The sequence below is a fragment of the Hydrogenophaga sp. genome (assembly GCF_035481345.1).
GTDB lineage: Bacteria > Pseudomonadota > Gammaproteobacteria > Burkholderiales > Burkholderiaceae_C > Hydrogenophaga.
In genome coordinates, this window is record NZ_DATIGV010000072.1 from 1 (window position 1) to 21253 (window position 21253).

At 70.1% G+C, this 21253-nt stretch carries 13 protein-coding genes and 1 pseudogene; 7 read left to right on the plus strand and 7 right to left on the minus strand.

What is annotated here, in order from left to right; all coding sequences use genetic code 11:
• The 4 genes and pseudogenes from VLG41_RS07250 to VLG41_RS07265 form a co-directional block, all read right to left on the minus strand.
• Positions 1-197, minus strand: a pseudogene (locus tag VLG41_RS07250) (2,3,4,5-tetrahydropyridine-2,6-dicarboxylate N-succinyltransferase); the annotation flags it as partial.
• Between the two features lie 34 nt (positions 198-231).
• Complete coding sequence (gene dapC, locus VLG41_RS07255) at positions 232-1455, minus strand: succinyldiaminopimelate transaminase (RefSeq protein ID WP_325348723.1); 1224 nt, start codon at positions 1453-1455, stop codon at positions 232-234.
• A gap of 51 nt (positions 1456-1506) precedes the next feature.
• Positions 1507-2265: an MHYT domain-containing protein gene (locus VLG41_RS07260; RefSeq protein ID WP_325348724.1), complete on the minus strand. Its 759-nt coding sequence runs from the start codon at positions 2263-2265 to the stop codon at positions 1507-1509.
• A gap of 156 nt (positions 2266-2421) precedes the next feature.
• Positions 2422-3183: an MHYT domain-containing protein gene (locus tag VLG41_RS07265; RefSeq protein ID WP_325348725.1), complete on the minus strand. Its 762-nt coding sequence runs from the start codon at positions 3181-3183 to the stop codon at positions 2422-2424.
• Positions 3184-3417: 234 nt separating this feature from the next.
• On the opposite strand from VLG41_RS07265, the gene smc reads away from it, so the two are divergent.
• The 3 genes from smc (at position 3418) to ligA (ending at position 10282) form a co-directional block, all read left to right on the plus strand.
• Positions 3418-6936 (plus strand): chromosome segregation protein SMC, encoded by a 3519-nt coding sequence (gene smc / locus VLG41_RS07270; RefSeq protein ID WP_325348726.1) that lies wholly within the window; start codon positions 3418-3420, stop codon positions 6934-6936.
• A 13-nt stretch (positions 6937-6949) separates the two neighbouring features.
• Positions 6950-8110 (plus strand): cell division protein ZipA C-terminal FtsZ-binding domain-containing protein, encoded by a 1161-nt coding sequence (locus VLG41_RS07275; protein ID WP_325348727.1) that lies wholly within the window; start codon positions 6950-6952, stop codon positions 8108-8110.
• Between the two features lie 90 nt (positions 8111-8200).
• Positions 8201-10282: an NAD-dependent DNA ligase LigA gene (gene ligA, locus VLG41_RS07280; protein WP_325348728.1), complete on the plus strand. Its 2082-nt coding sequence runs from the start codon at positions 8201-8203 to the stop codon at positions 10280-10282.
• Positions 10283-10324: 42 nt separating this feature from the next.
• On the opposite strand, the gene VLG41_RS07285 is transcribed toward ligA, so the two are convergent.
• From VLG41_RS07285 to map, 3 genes are all read right to left on the minus strand, one after another.
• The gene (locus VLG41_RS07285; protein ID WP_325348729.1) at positions 10325-10825 is read right to left on the minus strand and encodes a hypothetical protein; all 501 of its coding nucleotides are present in this window, start codon (positions 10823-10825) and stop codon (positions 10325-10327) included.
• A 159-nt stretch (positions 10826-10984) separates the two neighbouring features.
• Complete coding sequence (locus VLG41_RS07290) at positions 10985-13615, minus strand: [protein-PII] uridylyltransferase (RefSeq protein WP_325348735.1); 2631 nt, start codon at positions 13613-13615, stop codon at positions 10985-10987.
• A gap of 34 nt (positions 13616-13649) precedes the next feature.
• Complete coding sequence (map, locus tag VLG41_RS07295) at positions 13650-14483, minus strand: type I methionyl aminopeptidase (RefSeq protein WP_325348730.1); 834 nt, start codon at positions 14481-14483, stop codon at positions 13650-13652.
• Positions 14484-14613: 130 nt separating this feature from the next.
• Here map and purL point away from each other — a divergent pair, with 130 nt between their 5' ends.
• The 4 genes from purL to VLG41_RS07315 all read left to right on the plus strand — a co-directional run.
• Positions 14614-18624 carry a phosphoribosylformylglycinamidine synthase gene (gene purL, locus VLG41_RS07300; RefSeq protein WP_325348731.1) on the plus strand — a complete coding sequence of 1337 codons (4011 nt, stop codon included), beginning with the start codon at positions 14614-14616 and terminating at the stop codon, positions 18622-18624.
• A 4-nt stretch (positions 18625-18628) separates the two neighbouring features.
• Entirely contained in the window at positions 18629-19453 is an 825-nt protein-coding gene (locus tag VLG41_RS07305; RefSeq protein ID WP_325348732.1) for a phytanoyl-CoA dioxygenase family protein, read from the plus strand.
• 19 nt (positions 19454-19472) lie between these two features.
• A complete protein-coding gene (locus VLG41_RS07310) occupies positions 19473-20390 on the plus strand; it encodes a DUF808 domain-containing protein (protein WP_325348733.1) in 918 nt (305 codons plus the stop codon).
• A gap of 96 nt (positions 20391-20486) precedes the next feature.
• A partial coding sequence (locus tag VLG41_RS07315) for a toll/interleukin-1 receptor domain-containing protein (RefSeq protein ID WP_325348734.1) occupies positions 20487-21253 on the plus strand: 767 nt, incomplete at its 3' end.

The window sequence follows — 21253 nt, forward strand, 5'->3', positions numbered from 1 at the left end:
AGCACGGCCTTCTTGATCCACTGGTTCACGGTCCACTGGCCCACGCCCTGGCGCGTGGCCACGCGCAGACGGCCCTTGTTGAGTTCGGCGATCACGTGCTCGACCGCATCGCTCACCTCTTTCGGCGCGGCCGACGGCGAGAGCGTGGCGCGGTTGTCCCAGGCGGTGTCGATGATGGCTTGCAGTTGTTGGCTCATTGGAATGAAACGTTGAGGTTCAAGGGAAACGGGTTCAGGCGCTGGCGCGGCAGAAGGTGACGATGCGCTGCGCGGCTTCGAGGCATTCGTCGACGCCGGCCACCAGGGCCAGGCGCACCCGGCCGGTGCCGGGGTTGGTGCCCTGCGCGGTGCGCGCGAGGTAGCTGCCGGGCAGGGCGGTCACATTGTATTGAGCGAGCAATTCGCGGGCGAAGGCCTCGTCCGCGCTGAGCCCGGGGGTGTGCGAGGCGAAGCGGGCGGGCACGCCGGCCCACAGGTAGAAGGAGGCGTCGGGCAGGGCCACGTCCAGCACCTCGGCCAGCAGCGGCGTGACCTGGGCGAACTTCTCGCGGTACAGGCGGCGGTTCTCCACCACATGGTCTTCGTCGTTCCAGGCGGCGATGCTGGCCGCCTGCACCACCGGGCTCATGGCGCCGCCGTGGTAGGTGCGGTAGAGCAGGAAGGGCTTGATGAGCGCGGCGTCGCCCGCCACGAAGCCGCTGCGCAGGCCCGGCACGTTGCTGCGCTTGGACAGGCTGGTGAATGCGATGAGGCGGCGGAAATCCGTGCGGCCCAGTTGCTGCGCCGCCTGCAGGCCACCCAGGGGGGCTTCGTCGCGGAAATAGATCTCGCTGTAGCACTCGTCCGAGGCGATGACGAAGCCGTGCCGGTCGCTCAGCTCGAACAGGCGGCGCCACTCCTCCAGCGGCATCACCGCGCCGGCGGGGTTGCCGGGTGAGCACACGTAGATGAGCTGGGTGCGGGCCCATACCTCATCGGGCACGCCGTCCCAGTCCACGGCGAAGTTGCGCTCGGCCACGCTGGGCACGTAGTGCGGCTGGGCGCCCGCCAGCAGGGCCGCGCCTTCGTAGATTTGATAGAAGGGGTTGGGGCAGAGCACCGTGGCCCCGGGCCGCGTGGGGTCGACCACCACCTGCGCGAAGGCGAACAGCGCCTCGCGCGAGCCGTTGATGGGCAGCACCTGCGTGGCCGGGTCCAGCGCCACGCCGTAGCGGCGCTGCACCCAGCCGGCGCAGGCCTCGCGCAGCGCCGGGGTGCCGGCGGTGGCCGGGTAGTTCGACAGGCCGTCGTCCAGGGCACCGGCCAGGGCGCGCTTGAGGAAATCGGGGGCGGCGTGCCGGGGTTCGCCAATGCCCAGGCTGATGGGGCGGTGGGCGGGCGAGGGCGTCACGCCCGCAAAGAGCTGGCGCAGCCGCTCGAACGGGTAGGGCTGCAGCCGCTGGAGCAGGGGGTTCATGGGCCGGGATTATCGGGGGTGCCCGATACCGTCCCCGGCACGGGAGTGCGCTCAGGCGAAGCGGCGGGACTTCGTTGGGCGGCGTCGCTGCACCACCTGGCCGATCGACAGCAGCAGCGTCAACAGCACCGTGGCGCCCACCACCAGCGTGGGCAGGCGCATCGTGGAGATGAGGCCCGGCCCCTGCGGGATCGCCGCGCGCTGCGAGGTCGTGCAGACGAACTCGGCGGCGGCCATGCCGGTGTAGTGCATGGCGCAGACGGCGATGCCCATCACCACCGAGGCGGCCACGCGGTGGCCCAGGGTCTTGCTGTTGAAGGCCAGCCACAGCGCGGCGGTGGCGGCCACCACGGCGATCAGCATGGAGGCGCCCACCAAGGCCATGTCCCAGGTGATGAAGCCGTAGATCTTCAGGCCGAACATGCCCAGGTAGTGCATGACGACCACGCTCATGCCCAGCAGGAAGCCGGCCACCAGCAGGCGCGGCAGGCTCTCGGGCCGGCGGGCGGCGTAGGCCACCGAGCCCGCGGTGGCCAGCACGGCGGCCACCAGCGAGGTGAGCGTCTCCAGCATGGAGTAGCTGCTGCCCACGTCCATCTGCAGGGCCAGCATGCCGATGAAGTGCATGGACCAGACACCGACGCCGCCGAGCGCGGCGCCCACGGCGAGCACGTTGGCCCAATCCAGGCCGCCGCCGTCGGCCCGCAGGCGCGTGGCGGCGCTGAGTGCAAGGAATGAGCCAATGACGGCGAAAGCGAAGGACAGGGCGACGAGGCCCAGGTCCCATTCGGTGGTGACCGTGCTGTTCATGTTGACCTCCCTGGTGTTTCGTTGGCGAAACGTTTTCTGGCACCCGATGCTGGTGACAGAGGCCCAAGGGTGCGCCTGGCGCCGACCAAACGCAAAAAGCCGCTGATGAGCGGCCTTGTCAGGATCGCCCGGATGTGAGCGAGTGGCCTTTCGACCTCAGGCGCGGGCCGCCCGCATGGCCCGCCCGCGCAGGTGCTGGTACAGCTGATCCAGCGACAGCAGCACCGTCAACATCACCGTGGTGGCGATCACCAGCAGCGGCAGGCGGAAGGCGGAGATGAAGCCCGTGCCTTGCGGAATGGCGGCGCGCTCGGAGGTGGTGCAGACGAACTCGGCGGCGGCCATGCCGGTGTAGTGCATGGCGCAGACGGCGACGCCCATCACCAGCGAGGCGGCCACGCGGCGGCCCAGGGTCTTGCTGTTGAAGGCCAGCCACAGCGCGGCGGTGGCGGCCACCACGGCGATCAGCATGGACACGCCCACGAGCGCCATGTCCCAGGTGATGAAGCCGTAGATCTTCAGGCCGAACATGCCCAAGTAGTGCATGACGACCACGCTCATGCCCAGCAGGAAGCCGGCCACCAGCAGACGCGCCAGACTCTCGGGCCGTTGCGCGGCGTAGGCCACCGAACCGGCCGTGGCCAGGATGGCGGCCACCAGCGAGGTGAGCGTCTCCAGCATGGAGTAGCTGCTGCCCACGTCCATCTGCAGGGCCAGCATGCCGATGAAGTGCATGGACCACACGCCCACGCCGCCCAGGGCGATGCCCACGGTGAACACGCTGTTCCAGTCCAGCGCGCCGCGGCGGTTGCGGATGCGGGTGGCCGCGCTCAGGGCCACGAAGGAGCCGATGGCGGCGAAGGCGAAGGACAGGGCGATCAGGCCGACATCCCAGGAGGTGTTGACGATGGTGTTCATGACGGGGACCGGATGGATGACTTGGTTCTAAGAAAGGGATGCCGGTGATTCTGTTGGCATGCTTCCTTTGAAACAAGCTGTTACCTAGGCCGAGAGGCCGATCGCGTTAAAACGTCCCGTTAAAAACCGCACCCGCCAGCCGCTCAGGGGGCCGATAGGCCCGCAGGTATCATCCCGCGATGGTCCGTCCGCGGACCCTCCGCCTCCCGCCAACGCCGCCTCACCCGGACCGCCGTGCGCCTCAATTCGATCAAGCTTTCCGGCTTCAAGTCCTTCGCCGAACCCACGAACTTCATGCTGCCCGGCCAACTGGTGGGCGTGGTGGGCCCCAACGGCTGCGGCAAGTCCAACATCATGGACGCGGTGCGCTGGGTGCTGGGCGAGTCCAAGGCGTCCGAACTGCGCGGCGAGTCCATGCAGGACGTCATCTTCAACGGCACCACCAGCCGCAAGCAGGCCAGCCGCGCCAGCGTGGAGCTGGTGTTCGACAACAGCGACCACCGCGCCGGCGGCCAGTGGGGCCAGTTCACCGAGATCGCGGTCAAGCGCGTGCTCACGCGCGACGGCACCAGCAGCTACTACATCAACAACCAGCCGGTGCGCCGCCGCGACGTGCAGGACGTCTTCCTGGGCACCGGCCTGGGCCCGCGCGCCTACGCCATCATCGGCCAGGGCACCATCAGCCGCATCATCGAGAGCAAGCCCGAGGAGCTGCGCCTGTTCCTGGAGGAAGCCGCTGGGGTCTCCAAGTACAAGGAGCGCCGCCGCGAGACCGCGCACCGCCTGGCCGACACGCGCGAGAACCTCACCCGGGTGGAAGACATCCTGCGCGAGCTCAACGCCAACCTCGACAAGCTGGAGAAGCAGGCCGAGGTGGCCGCGCAGTACCACGCGCTCAATGCCTCGGCCACGCTCAAGCAGCACCAGTTGTGGTTCCTGAAACGCGCCGACGCCGAGGCCGAGCAGGCCCGCGTGCAGAAGGACGCCGCCCAGGCCGCGACCGACCTCGAATCGCGCACGGCCGACCTGCGCCGCATCGAGAGCGAGCTGGAAACCATCCGCCAGGCCCACTACGCGGCCGGCGACCAGGTGAACCAGGCCCAGGGCAAGCTGTATGAAGCCAGCGCCGAGGTCGGCAAGCTGGAGGCCGAGATCCGCTTCGTGGTGGAAGGCCGCCAGCGCGTGGAACAGCGCCTGGCGCAGTTGAAGGAGCAGATCGCCTCCTGGTCCACCCGCAGCCAGGACGCGGCCGTGGAGATCGAGGAACTGGCCGAGAAGATCGTCGGCGCCGAAGAACAGTCGGTGGTGCTGGCCGCCCAGGGCGAAGAGCAGGTGGGCGCGCTGCCCGCGCTGGAAGACGCGCTGCGCGCCGCGCAGGCCCGCTCCACCGAGCAGCGCGGCGCCGTCGCGCAGGTGCAGCAGCAGATCCAGGTGCTGGCGGCCGAGCAGCGCAACGTCGAGGAACAGTCGCGTGGCCTGGGGCAGCGCCGTGAGCGCCTGATGGCCGACCGCAACGCCCTGGCAGCGCCGGACGAGGCCCGCGTCACCGCCGCCCAGGAGGCCATGGCCGCGGCCCAGGCCCTGGCCGAGGAAACCGACGCCCGCCTGCACGAACTGCAGGACAGCGTGCCGCAGCTCGACGAAGCCCGCCGCCAGGCCCAGGCCGCGGTGAACGCCGAATCCGCCCGGCAGGCCGATCTGAGCGCGCGCCTGGAGGCCCTGAAGGCCCTGCAGGAAAAGGTGCGCACCGACGGCAAGCTCAAGCCCTGGCTGGCCAAGCACGGGCTGGACAGCCTGCAGGGCCTGTGGAGCCGCATCCACGTGGAAACCGGCTGGGAGAACGCCCTGGAGGCCGCGCTGCGCGAGCGCCTGGGCGCGCTGGAGGTGTCGCGCCTGGAGATGGTGCGCGCCTTCGCCACCGACGCGCCGCCCACGCGCCTGGCCTTCTATCAGCCGCCGCCCGGCGCCGCCGCTGGCGCGGGCAACGGCGCGCTCAAGCCCCTGGACAGCTGGCTGCGCCTGAACGACGCGGGCCAGCAGGCCCTGCTGGGCGACTGGCTGCGCGGCTGCTACAGCGCCGCCACGCTCGACGAAGCCCTGGCCCAGCGCGGCCAGTTGCAGGCGGGTGAAGCCATCTACGTCGCCAGCGGCCACGCCGTCAGCGCGCACAGCGTGAGCTTCTACGCGCCCGACAACGAGCAGGCCGGCCTGCTGGCGCGCGCGCAGGAAATCGAGAACCTGGACAAGCAGCTCAAGGCGCAGGCGCTCATCGCCGAACAGGCGCGCTCGGCCCTGGTGCGCGCCGACGCCGCCTTCACCGACGCCTCCCAGCGCCTGGTGGTGGCGCGCCGCGAGGCCGCCGAGGCCCAGAGCCGCTCGCATGAGTTGCAGGTGGAGGCCCTGCGCCTCACCCAGCAGGCCGAGCAGACGCGCGCGCGCAGCGAGCAGATCAATGCCGACCTGGCCGAGGTGGACGCCCAGCTCGAGGCCCTGCAGGAGCGCCGCGTGACCGCCGAGGCGCGCTTCGAGGAGCTCGACATGCAACTGGCCGACAGCCAGGAGCGCCACGCCCAGCTCGACGACGCCGTGATCGAGGCCGAGCGAAAACTCAACCACGCGCGCGAGCAGCAACGCTCGCTGGAGCGCCAGGCGCAAGAAGCCACCTTCTCGCTGCGCAGCCTGCAGGCGCGCCAGGCCGAGCTGCAGCGCTCCATCGACACCGCGGGCCAGCAGGAACAGTCACTCGCCGACGAGCAGCAGCGCGCGCAGGACGAATTGGCGCGCCTGAGCGACGCCGCCGCCCAGGCCGGCCTGCAGGACGCGCTGGCCGCCAAGACCGAGCGCGAGCAGGCCCTGGCCGCGCTGCGCAGCCAGTACGACGACCTGACGACCAAGCTGCGCGCCAGCGACGAGCGCCGCCTGCAACTCGAGCGCGAGCTGGAGCCCCTGCGCAGCCGCATCACCGACTTCCAGCTCAAGGAACAGGCCGCGCGCCTGGGCGTGGAGCAGTACAGCCAGATGCTCGACGAGGCCGAGGCCGACCGCGCCGCCATCGCGCAGAGCATCACCGAAGGCAACGTGCGCCTGGGCGGCCTGCAAGGCGAGATCGACCGCCTGCACCGCGACATCCAGGGCCTGGGCGCGGTCAACCTGGCGGCGCTGGACGAGCTGACGGCCGCGCGCGAGCGCAAGACCTTCCTCGACGCGCAGTCGGCCGACCTGAACGAGGCCATCACCACGCTGGAAGACGCGATCAAGAAGATCGACAACGAGACGCGCGAGCTGCTGGGCTCCACCTTCCAGACCGTCAACGAGCACTTCGGCCGCATGTTCCCCGAGCTGTTCGGTGGCGGCAACGCCAAACTCGTCATGACGGGCGAGGAGATCCTGGACGCTGGCGTGCAGGTGATGGCCCAGCCGCCCGGCAAGAAGAACCAGACCATCCACCTGCTCTCGGGCGGTGAGAAGGCGCTCACCGCCATCGCCCTCGTGTTCGCCATCTTCCAGCTCAACCCCGCGCCGTTCTGCCTGCTCGACGAGGTGGACGCGCCGCTGGACGACGCCAATACCGAGCGCTACGCGCGGCTGGTGAGCGCCATGGCCAAGGAAACGCAGTTCCTCTTCATCAGCCACAACAAGATCGCGATGGAGATGGCGCAGCAACTCATCGGCGTGACCATGCAGGAGCAAGGGGTGTCGCGCATCGTGGCGGTGGACATGGAGTCCGCGGCCGGCATGCTGGAAGCCACCTGAGGGTTCAAGCACCATGACCAGCCTGCAGATCGGACTGGCCATCGTCGGCGGCCTCGTGCTCGCGGCGGTGGTGGCTTACAACGCCTGGATCACGCGCCAGAGCGTCCCGCGCACGGTGCGCGAGCGCGGGCCGGCGGGCGAGGGCGCCGAGCCCGTCTCGGGGGCGATGGGCGATCCGCTGGCGGAGCGCCGCGAGCCGGGCTTCAGCGACGCCTTGACCGACGCGGGGCCCGAGCCGATCGGGTCCGATGACGAGCGCGCGCCCGCTGAACTTCCCGAGAGCGGGATCGACGATGCGCAGGGGCCCGCACTCATCGAGCCCAGCCTGGCGCCGCTGCCCGAGCGCCGACCCGGCCCCGCGCTGGACGCGCTGATCGACGTGATCGCGCCGCTGGCGCTGGAACACGAGGTCTCGGGCGACGCCGTGCTCGCGGCCCTGCCGGCCACGCGCCGCGTGGGCAGCAAGCCCTTCGCCGTGGAAGGCCTCAACGCCCAGAGCGGCGAATGGGAAGGCGCCCGGCCGCACCAGCGCTACCGCGCGCTGCAGGCCGGCGTGCAACTGGCCAACCGCGCCGGCCCGCTCAACGACATCGAATTCTCCGAGTTCGTGGTCAAGACCCAGGCCTTCGCCGACGCCGTGGGCGCCAGCCCCGACTTCCCCGACATGCGCGCCGAGGTGGCGCGCGCGCGCGAACTCGACGCCTTCGCCAGCGGCCACGACGCGCAACTGGGCTTCACCCTGCGCGCGCGCCGCGCCGCCTGGAGCCCGGGCTACGTGTCGCAGCACGCCGGCCGCCTGGGCTTCGTGGCGGGCACGCTGCCCGGGCGCATGGTGCTGCCCGCCAGCCAGCCCGGTCAGCCTCCCGTGCTGGTGCTGACCTACGACCCCCAGGCCGCCATGGCCGACGACCCCGAGCAGAGCGCGCTGCGCGAGGTCACGCTGTCGCTGGAGGTGACGCACGTCGCGCGCGACGAACAGCCCTTCGGCCGGCTGCGCCAGGCCGCGCAGGCCCTGGCGGATGCCATGGACGGCATGGTCACCGACGACGCGGGCGCGCCACTGCCCACCGAGGCCATGGACCACATCGGCACCGACCTGGAAAGCCTGTACGACGCGCTCGACGAGCGCGACCTTGCGGCGGGCTCGCCGCAAGCGCGCCGGCTGTTCTCGTAAGCAACATGAGCCCCCACGCTCCGCCGCTTCGCGGGTCGCTGCCCCCCAAGTGGGCCGGTCTGCCTTGGGGCGGCCCGGCGGCAGACCCCAATGACCCCTGATCTCTTCGCCGAACCGCCGCAGCCTGCGTCGGCGGCCGACCGCGCGGCCGAGCTGCGCGCCCAGTTGCACCACCACGCGCACCTCTACTACACGCTCGACGCGCCCAAGATCCCCGACGCCGAGTACGACCGCCTGTTCCAGGAGCTGCAGGCCATCGAGGCGCAGCACCCCGAGCTGATGACGCCCGACTCGCCCACGCAGCGCGTGGGGGGCGCAATTCTCAAGTCGCTGGCGCCCGTGCGCCACGCGGTGCCCATGCTCAGCATCCGCACCGAGACCGACACCGAGGCCAGCGGCGCCGCCGCCTTCGACGCGCGCGTGCGCCGCGAGCTGGGCCTGAGCGAGGCGGATCCGCCGGTGGAGTACCTGGCCGAGCTCAAGTTCGATGGCCTGGCCATGAGCCTGCGCTACGAACAGGGCGTGCTGGTGCGCGCCGCCACGCGTGGCGACGGCGAGACGGGCGAGGACGTGACGCACAACGTGCGCACCATTCAGCAGATTCCCTTGAGGTTGCCCAAGGAGGTGCCCGAGGTGTTGGAGGTGCGCGGCGAGGTCTACATGCGGCGCGATCACTTCGAAGCCCTGAACGAACGCCAGCGCGAGAAGATCGCCCAGGGTGCCAAGGGCGAAAAAACCTTCGTGAACCCGCGCAACGCCGCCGCCGGCGCGGTGCGCCAGCTCGACTCGCGCATCGCCCGCGAGCGCCCGCTGAGCTTCTTCGCCTACTCCTGGGGTGAGGTGGTGGGCGATGAGTCGCCGCCCGCCACGCAGTACGACTGGCTCATGCGCCTGAAGGCTTGGGGCTTTCCCGTGGCCGAACAGACGGCGGTGTGCCGCGGTGCCGAGGCGCTCGTCGCCTTTCACCGCCGCATCGGTGAACAACGCGACGCGCTGCCCTACGACATCGACGGCGTGGTCTACAAGGTCAACAGCCTGGACACGCAAAAGCGCCTGGGCTTCGTCACGCGCGAGCCGCGCTGGGCCGTGGCGCACAAGTACCCCGCGCAGGAACAGCTCACCATCGTGCAGGCCATCGACGTGCAGGTGGGCCGCACCGGCAAGCTCACGCCCGTGGCCAAGCTGGCGCCGGTGTTCGTGGGTGGCGTCACCGTCACCAACGCCACCCTGCACAACGAGATGGAGGCGCGCCGCAAGGACGTGCGCGTGGGCGACACCGTGATCGTGCGCCGCGCGGGCGACGTGATTCCCGAGGTGGTGTCGGTGCTGGTGGACAAGCGCGAGGGCGACCCGCCGCAGTTCACCATGCCCGCGCACTGCCCCGTGTGCGGCAGCGACGCCGTGCGCGAGGAGGGCGAGGCCGACCACCGCTGCACCGGCGGCCTGTTCTGCGCCGCGCAGCGCAAGCAAGCCATCCTGCACTACGCGCAGCGCCGGGCGGTGGACATCGAGGGCCTGGGCGACAAGCTGGTGGAGCAGCTCGTGGACAGCGGTCTCATCAAGACCTTGCCCGACCTGTACAAGCTCGGTCTCACCGCGCTCGCGGGCCTGGAGCGCATGGCGGAGAAGTCGGCGCAGAACGTGCTGGACGCCTTGCAGGAGCGCCGCGAGACCACGCTGCCACGCCTGCTGTTCGGCCTGGGCATCCGCCACGTGGGCGAGGCCACCGCCAAGGACCTGGCGCGCCACTTCGGCAGCCTGGACCGCATCATGGACGCCAGGGTGGACGAGCTGCTGCAGGTGAGCGACGTGGGCCCGGTGGTGGCGCAGAGCATCCGCACCTTCTTCGAGCAGGCCCACAACCGCGAGGTGGTGGAGCAGTTGCGCGCGGCCGGCGTGCACTGGCCCGAGAACGAGGGCGAGCACAACGCCCCGCAGCCCTTGCTGGGCAAGACCTTCGTGCTCACCGGCACCTTCCCCACGCTCAAGCGCGAAGACGCCAAGGCCATGCTGGAAGCGGCCGGCGCCAAGGTAGCCGGCTCGGTCAGCAAGAAGACGGACTACCTGGTGGCCGGCGCCGAGGCGGGCAGCAAGCTGGACAAGGCGCAGGAGCTGGGCGTAGCGGTGATCGACGAGGCGGCGATGCTGAGCTTGCTGGCGGCAAACGACTAAGACCTGACGAGCGCCGATTGGCGTGCGTCGGGCTTCAGTTGATCAGGTGGGTCGCTGGCGCCAATTCAGAAGCAGGCGGTACGCATCTTCCCGGGATACGCCAGTGCCGTCGAGCAGTTCGTTGATTGCATCTTTGTCCTCTCGGGTGAATGCGGTGTCCAGGAACTCCATCTGGCGCTCGCTCAGAGGGCCGCTTATTCGGGGCAGGGGGTCAATGGGGTCGGGTCGATCGGGGCGTTTGTCGACGAACTCGAAGGCCTCCCCCACCTTTACGGTACGCAGCAGTTGAACCGCGTCGGGGGAGTTCTTGGCAAACGCTTTGAACTCCAGGGCGTGCAGCCATTGTGTGTCCTCCTCGTTGAACACGCGCCCGTTCAACAGTTTCGAGAGTTCATGGACATCGTTCTCACGGACCGCGAAGCGGAGTTCGTCATACAGGCCGAGCGGCAGGGCGAACGCTCGAGGCGTATGCGCTGGGGAGTTCGGCGGGGACTTCCCGAACGTGGTGGACGACAGGGTGAGGGCTTGTGACGGGGCTCGCATGGTGGACCGGCAGGGGCTGATGAAACGGTTGGCCGCTTGTGTTTCTTCAGCGCCACCGGTGTTCCCGATTCGCCGCTGTCTTCGCCATCCGGATGTGTCGACCCCTTCCACGCAAGCCTGCCGTGGCGCGCGATGGCGGCCAGGGCGGTGCGCTTGCGCTCACCGCCCCTCGAGCGTCTCCAGCAGCTCCGTCTCTATCTCGATCTGCCGCTTGTTCACCTGCAGCTCGGGCCCGCTGATGAGGAAGGTGTCTTCCACGCGCTCGCCCAGGGTGGTGATCTTGGCGAGCTGCACGCTGATCTCGTGGCGCGCCAGCACGCGCGAGATGCCGTAGAGCAGGCCCGCGCGGTCGCTGGCCGACACCGACAGCAGCCAGCGCTGCGCCTTCTCGTCGGGCCGCAGGTCCACGCGCGGCGTGATCGGGAAGCTCTTCACGCGCCGCGACAGCCGGCCCTTGGTGGGCGGCGGCAACGGGCCGTGCTCGTCGATGATCTGCGGCAACCGGGCCTCGACCATGGCGACGAGTTCGCGGTAATGCTCGGCCATCTCGGGCACGATCACCTGGAAGGTGTCCAGCGCGTGGCCCGTCATCGTGGTGTGCACGCGCGCATCGAGAATGCTGAACTGCGACATGTCGAAGTAGCCGCAGATGCGCGCGAACAGGTCGGCCTGGTCGGCCGCGTACACCAGCACCTGCAGGCCTTCGCCGGCCGGCGAGAGGCGCGCGCGCACGATGGCACGGCCTGGGTCGCGCCCGGGCTTGGCCAGCTCGCGCGTGAGCACGCGCGTGTGCCAGGCGATCTCGTCGGCCTGGTGGCGCATGAAGTAGCTCACGTCCAGCGTGTCCCACAGCGCCTTGTGCGCGTTGTGGGGCAAGGAATGCAGGGCCAGCACCTGCAGCGCCTCGCGCTTGCGGCCTTCGACCTCGGCGCCCGGGTCGGGCGCGCGCCCGCCCAGCACGCGCAGGGTGTAGCGGTACAGGTCTTCCAGCAGCTTGCCCTTCCAGGCGTTCCACACCTTGGGGCTGGTGCCACGGATGTCGGCCACGGTGAGCAGGTACAGGGCGGTGAGGTAGCGCTCGTTGCCCACGCGCTTCGCGAAGTCGGCGATGACGTCGGGATCGGACAGGTCGGCCTTCTGCGCCAGGCGGCTCATCGTCAGGTGCTCGCTCACCAGGAATTCGATCAGCTTCGTGTCCTCGCGCTCGATGCCGTGCTGGCGGCAGAAGCTGCGCACGTCCCTGGCGCCGAGTTCGGAGTGGTCGCCGCCGCGGCCCTTGGCGATGTCGTGGAAGAGGGCGGCGATGTACAGGATCCAGGGCTTGTCCCAGCCGGCCGCGAGCTGCGAGCAGAACGGGTATTCGTGCGAGTGCTCGGGGATGAAGAAGCGGCGCATGTTGCGCAGCACCATCAGGATGTGCTGGTCCACGGTGTAGACGTGGAACAGGTCGTGCTGCATCTGCCCCACGATGTGGCGGAACACCCAGAGGTAGCGCCCCAGCACCGAGGTCTGGTTCATCAGCCGCATGGCGTGCGTGATGCCCTGCGGCTCCATCAGGATGCGGCGGAACATCGCGCGGTTGACCGGGTCGGCGCGGAACTTCGCGTTCATCACGGGGCGCGCGTTGTAGAGCGCGCGCAGCGTGCGCGCCGACAGGCCCTTGATGCCCACGGTCGTCTGGTAGATGTGAAAGCTCTCCAGGATGGCGTGCGGCTGCTGGATGTAGAGGTTGTCGCTGGCCACCTCGAGCATGCCGCCCTTGTCGAAGAAGCGCTCGTTGATGGGGCGCAGGCGCTGCACGCCCGGTTCGGTGTCGCCCAGGCGTTCCTCGATGTTGAGCAGCAGGATCTGATTGAGCTGCGTGACCGCCTTGGCCGCCCAGTAGTAGCGCTTCATCAGCGCCTCGCTCGCGCGGCGCGTGCCGCGCGGGTTGGTTTCACCGGGCGCGGGCAGCTGCGCCTTGAAGCCGAAGGACTCGGCCACGGCGGTCTGCAGGTCGAACACCAGGCGGTCCTCGCGCCGGTGCGCGATGAGGTGCAACCGCGCGCGGATGAGGCTCAGCAGGGCCTCGTTGGCCTTGATCTGGCGCGCCTCCAGCGGCGTGGCCAGGCCGGTGCGCGCGAGTTCGTCCCAGCTGCGGCCCAGGCCGGCCGCCTTGGCCACCCACAGGATCATCTGCAGGTCGCGCAGGCCGCCTGGTGATTCCTTGCAGTTGGGCTCCAGCGCGTAGGGCGTGTTCTCGTACTTGTGGTGGCGCTGGCGCATCTCCAGCGACTTGGCGACGAAGAAGGCCTTGGGGTCCATGGCCTCGCCCAGGCGGGTGACCAGTTGCCTGAAGCCTTCCTGATGGCCCGCGATGAGCCGGCATTCGAGCAGCGAGGTCTGGACGGTGACGTCCTTCTCGGCCTCGGCCACGCACTCGTCGATGGTGCGCACGCTGGAGCCGATCTCCAGCCCCAGGTCCCAGCAGGCGCCGATGAAGCCTTCGATGCGGGCCTTGAGCGTGTCGTCGGCGTCGGGCTCGCAGCCCTGGGGCAGCAGCACCAGCACGTCGACGTCGGAATGCGGGAACAGCTCACCGCGGCCGTAGCCGCCCACGGCCACCAGGGCGAAGCGCGGGCCGAAGCCGGCGCGCTGCCAGAGCGTGCGCAAGGTCTGGTCGGTGAGGCGGGCGAGCTGGTGCAGGGCCTGGCGCACGCCACGCGTGGAGGCGCCGGTCTGCAGCAGCGCGGCGAACAGCGCCTGCTTGTCGTCGCGGTACTGCTGCCGCAGCGCGGCGAGCTCGTCCATGCCGTTGTGGGGCGTCGCCACGCGCGGGCTGCCCTCAGGCCGCGACACTGGCCGGGGCGGGGGTCACGAAGGCCGGCGGCGCGATGTTGCCGGCCGACCAGGTGAGCACCTCGTAGCCGGTTTCGGTGACCAGCACGGTGTGCTCCCACTGGGCCGAGAGCGAGCGGTCGCGCGTGACGATGGTCCAGCCGTCGCCCAGTTCCTTGATCTCGCGCCGGCCGGCGTTGATCATGGGCTCGATGGTGAAGGTCATGCCGGGCTTGAGCTCTTCCAGCGTGCCCGGGCGGCCGTAGTGCAGCACCTGGGGTTCCTCGTGGAAGCGCTGGCCGATGCCATGGCCGCAGAACTCGCGCACCACGCTGAATCCGTTGCCCTCGGCGTAGGTCTGGATGGCGTGGCCGATGTCGCCCAGGCGCGCGCCCGGGCGCACCAGCACGATGCCCTTCCACATGGCCTCGAAAGTGACCTGGCTCAGGCGGCGGGCCTGGATGGAGCAGGCCGCTTCGCCGCCGATCAGGAACATGCGGCTGTTGTCGCCGTACCAGCCCTCGGGCGTGATCACGGTCACGTCCACGTTGAGGATGTCGCCCTTCTTGAGCGGCTTCTCGTTCGGGATGCCGTGGCACACCACGTGGTTGACGGAGGTGCACAGGTGGCCGGGGTAGGGCGGGTAGCCGCTGGGCTGGTAGCCGATGGTGGCCGAGCGCGTGCCCTGCTGCTTCATGTACTCGGCCGAGAGGCGGTCGATCTCGAGCGTCGTCATGCCCGGCTGGATCAGCGGCGTGAGGTAGTCCAGCACTTCGGAGGCGAGGCGGCACGCGGTGCGCATGCCCTCGATGCCGGCGGCGTCCTTGTAGGTGATGCTCATGGGGCGCGATTATCCCACCGGACCCCGTCCGGACGCCCCTGGCGGGCCGATCACCATGGGGCCGGCAGGTAAAATCGCGGGCTTTCCACCACCCCGCCCGCGGGTGGTTCAACGCACCACAGGCCCCACCGTGTCCCTGCACCTGCGCACCTTTGATGGCGGTCACGCCATCAGCGACTTCAAAGTCCGGCAGCTTCTCCCCCAACTCCAAGCCACCCACGACAAGATCGTCGGCCTCAGTGCCCGGTTCGTGCACCTGGCGTCCTTCGACACCCCGCCCGACGCCGCCACCGAGCGCCGCCTGGGCGAGCTGCTCACCTATGGCGAGCCCGCGCAGCCGGAACACCTCAAGCTCGAAGCCGACGGCGCGCCCGCGCTGCTGGTCATGCCCCGCCTGGGCACGGTCTCGCCCTGGGCCTCCAAGGCCACCGACATCGCGCGCAACTGCGGCCTGGTGGTGCACCGGGTGGAGCGCCTGGTCGAGTACCGCATCGCCCTCAAGCCGGGGCTGCTGGGCGGCAAGCCCGTCCTCACGCCCGAGCAGCGCTGGGCCGTGGCCAGCCTGCTGCACGACCGCATGACCGAGGCCGTGGTGGCCACGCGCGACGAGGCCCACGCCCTGTTCACCGAACTGCAGGCCGCGCCCATGGAGCGCGTGGACGTGCTGGGCGGTGGCCGCGCGGCGTTGGAGCGCGCCAACACCGACTGGGGCCTGGCCCTGGCCGAGGACGAGATCGACTACCTCATCACCGCCTTCAACAGCCTGGGCCGCAACCCCACCGACGTGGAGCTGATGATGTTCGCCCAGGCCAACAGCGAACACTGCCGCCACAAGATCTTCAACGCGCAGTTCACCATCGACGGCGCGGCGCAGGACAAGAGCCTGTTCGGCATGATCCGCCACACCCACCAGAGCAGCCCGCAGCACACGGTGATCGCCTACGCCGACAACGCCTCGGTGATGGAAGGCCACGAGGTGCAGCGCTTCGTGGCGCGCTACGACGGCGGGGCGTCGCCCGCCTACCGCGCCGAGGCCGTCACCCAGCACGTGCTGATGAAGGTGGAAACGCACAACCACCCCACGGCCATTTCGCCGTTCCCCGGCGCCTCCACCGGCGCGGGTGGCGAGATCCGCGATGAAGGCGCCACCGGGCGTGGTTCCAAGCCCAAGGCCGGCCTCACCGGCTTCACGGTCGGCAAGCTCTGGGGCGGCCTGTCCGACCAGCCGGGCGGCAAGCCCGAGCACATCGCCAGCCCGCTGCAGATCATGACCGAGGGCCCCCTGGGCGGTGCGGCCTTCAACAACGAATTCGGCCGGCCCAACCTGCTGGGCTACTTCCGCGAATACGAGCAGGTGGTGGACGGCGTGCAACGCGGCTACCACAAGCCCATCATGATCGCGGGCGGCGTGGGCACCATCGACGCGAAGCTCACCAAGAAAATCCTGTTCCCGGCCGGCACGCTGCTCATCCAGTTGGGCGGCCCGGGCATGAAGATCGGCATGGGCGGCGGCGCGGCCAGCTCCATGGCCACCGGCACCAACGCCGCCTCGCTCGACTTCGACTCCGTTCAGCGCGGCAACCCCGAGATCGAGCGCCGCGCGCAGGAGGTCATCAACCACTGCTGGGCGCAGGGTGAGCACAACCCCATCCTCGCCATCCACGACGTGGGCGCGGGCGGCCTGTCCAACGCCTTCCCCGAGATCACCAACGACGCCGGCCGTGGCGCGCGCTTCGACCTGCGCGCCGTGCCGCTGGAAGAGAGCGGCCTGGCGCCCAAGGAGATCTGGTGCAACGAGAGCCAGGAGCGCTACGTGCTGGCGATCGCGCCCGAGTCGCTGCCGCGGTTCACGGCCTTCTGCGAGCGCGAGCGCTGCCCCTTCGCGGTGGTGGGCGTGGCCACCGAGGAACGGCAACTCCAACTCGTTGATGAGAGCAAGGACAGCCCGGTCGACATGCCCATGGACGTGCTGCTGGGCAAGCCGCCCAAGATGCACCGCGACGTGACGAGCGTGGCGCGCACGTCCCCGGCCATCGACCTCACCGGCGTCGATCTGCAAAAGAGCGTGATTGACGTGCTGAGCCACCCCACGGTGGCCTCCAAGCGCTTCCTCATCACCATCGGCGACCGCACCGTGGGCGCCCTCAGCCACCGCGACCAGATGGTCGGTCCCTGGCAGGTGCCCGTGGCCGACTGCGCCGTCACCCTGGCCGACCACGCCGGCTTCGCGGGCGAGGCCATGAGCATGGGCGAACGCACACCGCTGGCCGCCACGCACGCCGCCGCCTCGGGCCGCATGGCCGTGGCCGAGGCCATCACCAACCTGCTGGCCGCGCCCATCGAACTGCCGCGCGTGAAGCTCAGCGCCAACTGGATGGCCGCCTGCGGCGAACCCGGCGAAGACGCCGCGCTGTACGAGACCGTGAAGGCCGTGGGCATGGAGCTGTGCCCCGCGCTGGACGTGTCCATTCCCGTGGGCAAGGACAGCCTGTCCATGCGCACCCAGTGGCAGGCCGACGGCCAGACGAAGAAGGTCACCGCGCCGGTGAGCCTGATCGTCAGCGCCTTCGCCTCGCTGGCCGACGTGCGCGGCACCTTCACGCCGCAACTGAACCGCGAGCTCGACGACACCACCCTGGTGCTGATCGACCTCGGCAAGGGCCGCCACCGCCTGGGTGGCAGCGTGCTCGCGCAGACCCTGGGCCACCCGGGCGGCGAGGTGCCCGACCTCGACGACCCGCAGGACCTGAAGAACCTGGTGAACGCCATCAACGCCCTGCGCGCGCAGGGCCGCGTGCTGGCCTACCACGACCGCAGCGACGGTGGCCTGTTCGCCGCCGTGGCCGAGATGGCCTTCGCCGGCAACGTGGGGGTGGCGCTCAACATCGATCAGCTCATCACCGAAGGCGACGGCATCGGCGACAGCCGCGCCGAGACGGGCGACGCCAAGAACTGGGCGCAGCAGGTCAGCGCGCGCCGCGAGGAGCTCACGCTCAAGGCCCTGTTCAACGAAGAGCTGGGCGTGGTGCTGCAGGTGCGCACCGAGCAGCGCAACGAGGTGATGCAGCTGCTGCGCGAGCATGGCCTCTCAAAGCACAGCCACTTCATCGGCAAGACGCGGCCTGCATCGTCGTCGATGGACGCCGGCAAGGGCGAACTTCAGATCTGGCGCGATACCAAGGCCGTCTTCAGCGCAAAGCTGGTCGACCTGCAGCAGGTGTGGGACAGCGTGAGCTGGAAGATCAACCAGCGGCGCGACAACCCCGCCTGCGCCGACAGCGAACACGCGGCGGCCGGCGACCCGGCCGACGGCGGCCTGCACACGCACCTGACGTTCGACCCGAACGAGGACGTGGCCGCGCCCTTCCTGAACCTCTCGCGCCCCAAGGTGGCCATCCTGCGCGAGCAAGGCGTCAACTCGCACGTGGAAATGGCCTGGTGCTTCACGCAGGCCGGCTTCGAGGCGATCGACGTGCACATGACCGACCTGCAGACCGGCCGCGCCGACCTGAAGGACGTGCGCGGCGTCATCGCCTGCGGCGGCTTCAGCTACGGCGACACGCTGGGGGCGGGCATCGGCTGGGCGCGCTCCATCACCTTCAACCCGCGCCTGGCCGATCAGTTCCAGGCCTTCTTCGCGCGCAGCGACACCTTCGGCCTGGGCGTGTGCAACGGCTGCCAGATGTTCGCGGAACTCGCCGACATCATCCCGGGCGCCGAGGCCTGGCCGCGCTTCACCACCAACCAGAGCGAGCGCTTCGAGGCCCGCCTGTCGCAGGTGGAGGTGCTGGACTCGCCCAGTCTGTTCTTCGAGGGCATGGCCGGCACGCGCCTGCCCATCGCCGTGGCGCACGGCGAGGGCTACGCCAACTTCCGCCACCGTGGTGACCCCGCCAAGGCCATCGCCGCCATGCGCTTTGTCGACAGCCGGGGTCAGGCCACCGAGCGCTACCCCTTCAACCCCAACGGCAGCCCGGCCGGCCTCACCGCCGTCACCACGGCCGACGGCCGCTTCACCGCGCTGATGCCGCACCCGGAACGCGTGTTCCGCAACGTGCTCATGAGCTGGACCGATCAGGACATCTCCGCGCCGAGTGGCTGGACGCGCCTGTGGCGCAACGCCCGCCGCTGGGTGGGGTGATCCCATGGCGCGCGAGCACGCCCTCGACCCGTCCACCATCGCGGCCTACGCGCGCGACGGCGCCGTGGTGCTGCGCGGCGTGTTCACCCCGAGTGAGCTCAAGCGCCTGGAAGAGGGCATCGAGCACAACCTCGCGCACCTGAGCCCGCTGGCCCTGGTGGCCAGCGAGCCCGACGACCCGGGCCGCTTCGTCGAGGACTTCTGCACCTGGGCACACAACGCCGCCTACGAGGACGTGCTGCGCCACTCGGCGCTGCCGCACGTGTCGGCCCAGCTCATGGGCAGCCGCCAGGTGCGGCTGTACCACGACCACCTGCTGGTGAAGGAGCCCGGCACGCGCCAGCCCACGCCCTGGCACCAGGACCAGCCCTACTACAACGTCGACGGCGCGCAGAACGTGAGCTTCTGGATCCCCGTGGACCCGGTGCCGCTGGCGAGCACGCTGCGCTTCGTGGCCGGCTCGCACCACGGCACCTGGTACATGCCGCGCACCTTCCGCGACCAGCAGGCGAAGTGGTTTCCCGAGGGCACGCTGGCCGAACTGCCCCCCGTGGAGCAGGAACCGCAGCGCTACTCCCAACTGGCCTGGGCGCTGGAGCCGGGCGACTGCGTGGCCTTCCACATGCTGGCCTTGCACGCCTCCAGCGGCACGGGGCCGGGCGCACGCCGCCGCGTGTTCTCGGCCCGCTACCTGGGCGACGACAGCGTGCACGCGCCGCGCCGCTGGCGCACCTCGCCGCCGTTTCCCGGGCTGGAGGCCCGATTGCCGGCGGGCGCGGCGATGGACGACCCTTTGTTCCCCGTGGTCTGGCCCCCCGTGCCAGCCTGAACCCCCAGCGGAGCCCCTCATGGCCGGTACCAGCCTTCTCGCCCTCATCGACGACATCGCCACGCTGCTCGACGACGTGTCAGTCATGACCAAGGTCGCGGCCAAGAAGACGGCTGGCGTGCTGGGCGATGACCTCGCGCTCAACGCCCAGCAGGTCACCGGCGTGAAGGCCGACCGCGAACTGCCCGTGGTGTGGGCCGTGGCCAAGGGCTCGTTCGTCAACAAGGCCATCCTGGTGCCGGCGGCCTTGCTCATCAGCGCCTTCGTGCCCGCGCTCATCACGCCGCTGCTCATGCTCGGCGGCTTGTTCCTGTGCTTCGAGGGCGTGGAGAAACTCGTGCACGCCCTGGGCGCGCACAAGGCCGACGACGCGAAGCACCACGACGAGCTGGTGAAGGCCGTGGCCGACGACAAGATCGACCTCGTGGCTTACGAGAAAGAGAAGATCAAGGGCGCCGTGCGCACCGACTTCATCCTCTCCGCCGAGATCATCGTCATCAGCCTGGGCACCGTTGCCAGCGCCGGCATGGGCCAGCGCATCGGGGTGCTGGTGGGCATCTCGCTGATCATGACGATGGGCGTGTACGGCCTGGTCGCGGGCATCGTGAAACTCGACGACCTGGGCCTGCACCTGAACCGCCAGGCGCAGGCCTGGAAGCAGGCCATCGGACGCGGCATCCTGGCCTTCGCGCCCTGGCTCATGAAGTCGCTGTCGGTGCTGGGCACGGCCGCGATGTTCCTGGTGGGCGGCGGCATCCTGCTGCATGGCCTGCCGCTGCTGGCGCACGGCGTGGAGACCTGGGCGGAAAGCCTGGGCTGGTTCGGCGCCTTCGTGCCCAGCCTGACCGGCGCGCTGGTGGGCATCGCGGCGGGGGCGGTGGTGGTGGGCGTCGTTGAACTGATCAAGCGCCTGCGCGGCACGCCCAAGGCGGCCTGAGGCCACGGGGTGCGTCCCCCGCCTGGGGTATCGCGCGCCCCGGTGCCTGCCTAGAATGGTCCGGCCGCTCACCGTCAGGGCGGCGCGGGGGCTGGCATGGACGGGATCTTCATCAGCTACCGTCGCGACGACGCTTCCGGCTACGCCGGGCGCCTCTACGACCGCCTGAAAGCGCACTTCGGAGACGACCGCGTCTTCATGGACGTGGCCGAGATCGAGCCGGGCACGGACTTCGTCGAGGCGATCGAGCGGGCCGTGGGCTCCTGCCGTGTGCTGATCGTGCTGATCGGCGACGAGTGGCTGGCCATGCGCGACGCGCAAGGCCAGCGCCGGCTCGACGACCCGCAAGACTTCATCCGCCTGGAGGTGGCCACGGCGCTGCGGCGGGGCATTCGCGTCGTGCCGGTGGTGTTGGACCGCGCCACCATGCCGCGAGCGGAGGAGCTACCCGAGGAACTCAAGCCGCTGGCCCGGCGCCAGGCGATCGCGCTGCAGCACCTGCAATGGGAGGCGTCCACCGGCGCGCTCATTCAGGCCCTGCAGCGCCTGCTGGGCGAAGCGCCGGCCGGCATGGGTGGCGCGCGCTGGCCGCGCCGTGCCCTGGCAGCGTCGGCGGCGGGTGTGGCTGCCGTGGGCCTGGGCGCGTGGTGGTTCTGGCCCGAAGCGACGCGCGACGAGCAGGAGGTGGGCTTGCTGGTCGCGGCCGCGCCGACGCCGGCGCCCTCCACCGGTACGGGCGGCACCGGTGCAGTGGTTGCCGCACCTGCCTCGCCCCGGCCCGCCGAAGCGGTGGTGGCCGCGGCGCCGGTGCCCACGCCCCACGCGGCAACCGGTGGACCCGAGCGCGCGCCGCTGGCCGCCGC

Bases quoted from the DNA above. Each gene is read 5' to 3' on its own strand.
- ligA (WP_325348728.1), top strand. From the start codon at position 8,201: ATGACCCCTGATCTCTTCGCCGAACCGCCGCAGCCTGCGTCGGCGGCC.
- VLG41_RS07265 (WP_325348725.1), bottom strand. From the start codon at position 3,183: ATGAACACCATCGTCAACACCTCCTGGGATGTCGGCCTGATCGCCCTG.
- map (WP_325348730.1), bottom strand. From the start codon at position 14,483: ATGAGCATCACCTACAAGGACGCCGCCGGCATCGAGGGCATGCGCACC.
- VLG41_RS07305 (WP_325348732.1), top strand. From the start codon at position 18,629: ATGGCGCGCGAGCACGCCCTCGACCCGTCCACCATCGCGGCCTACGCG.
- VLG41_RS07285 (WP_325348729.1), bottom strand. From the start codon at position 10,825: ATGCGAGCCCCGTCACAAGCCCTCACCCTGTCGTCCACCACGTTCGGG.
- dapC (WP_325348723.1), bottom strand. From the start codon at position 1,455: ATGAACCCCCTGCTCCAGCGGCTGCAGCCCTACCCGTTCGAGCGGCTG.
- VLG41_RS07310 (WP_325348733.1), top strand. From the start codon at position 19,473: ATGGCCGGTACCAGCCTTCTCGCCCTCATCGACGACATCGCCACGCTG.
- VLG41_RS07260 (WP_325348724.1), bottom strand. From the start codon at position 2,265: ATGAACAGCACGGTCACCACCGAATGGGACCTGGGCCTCGTCGCCCTG.
- VLG41_RS07275 (WP_325348727.1), top strand. From the start codon at position 6,950: ATGACCAGCCTGCAGATCGGACTGGCCATCGTCGGCGGCCTCGTGCTC.
- VLG41_RS07290 (WP_325348735.1), bottom strand. From the start codon at position 13,615: ATGGACGAGCTCGCCGCGCTGCGGCAGCAGTACCGCGACGACAAGCAG.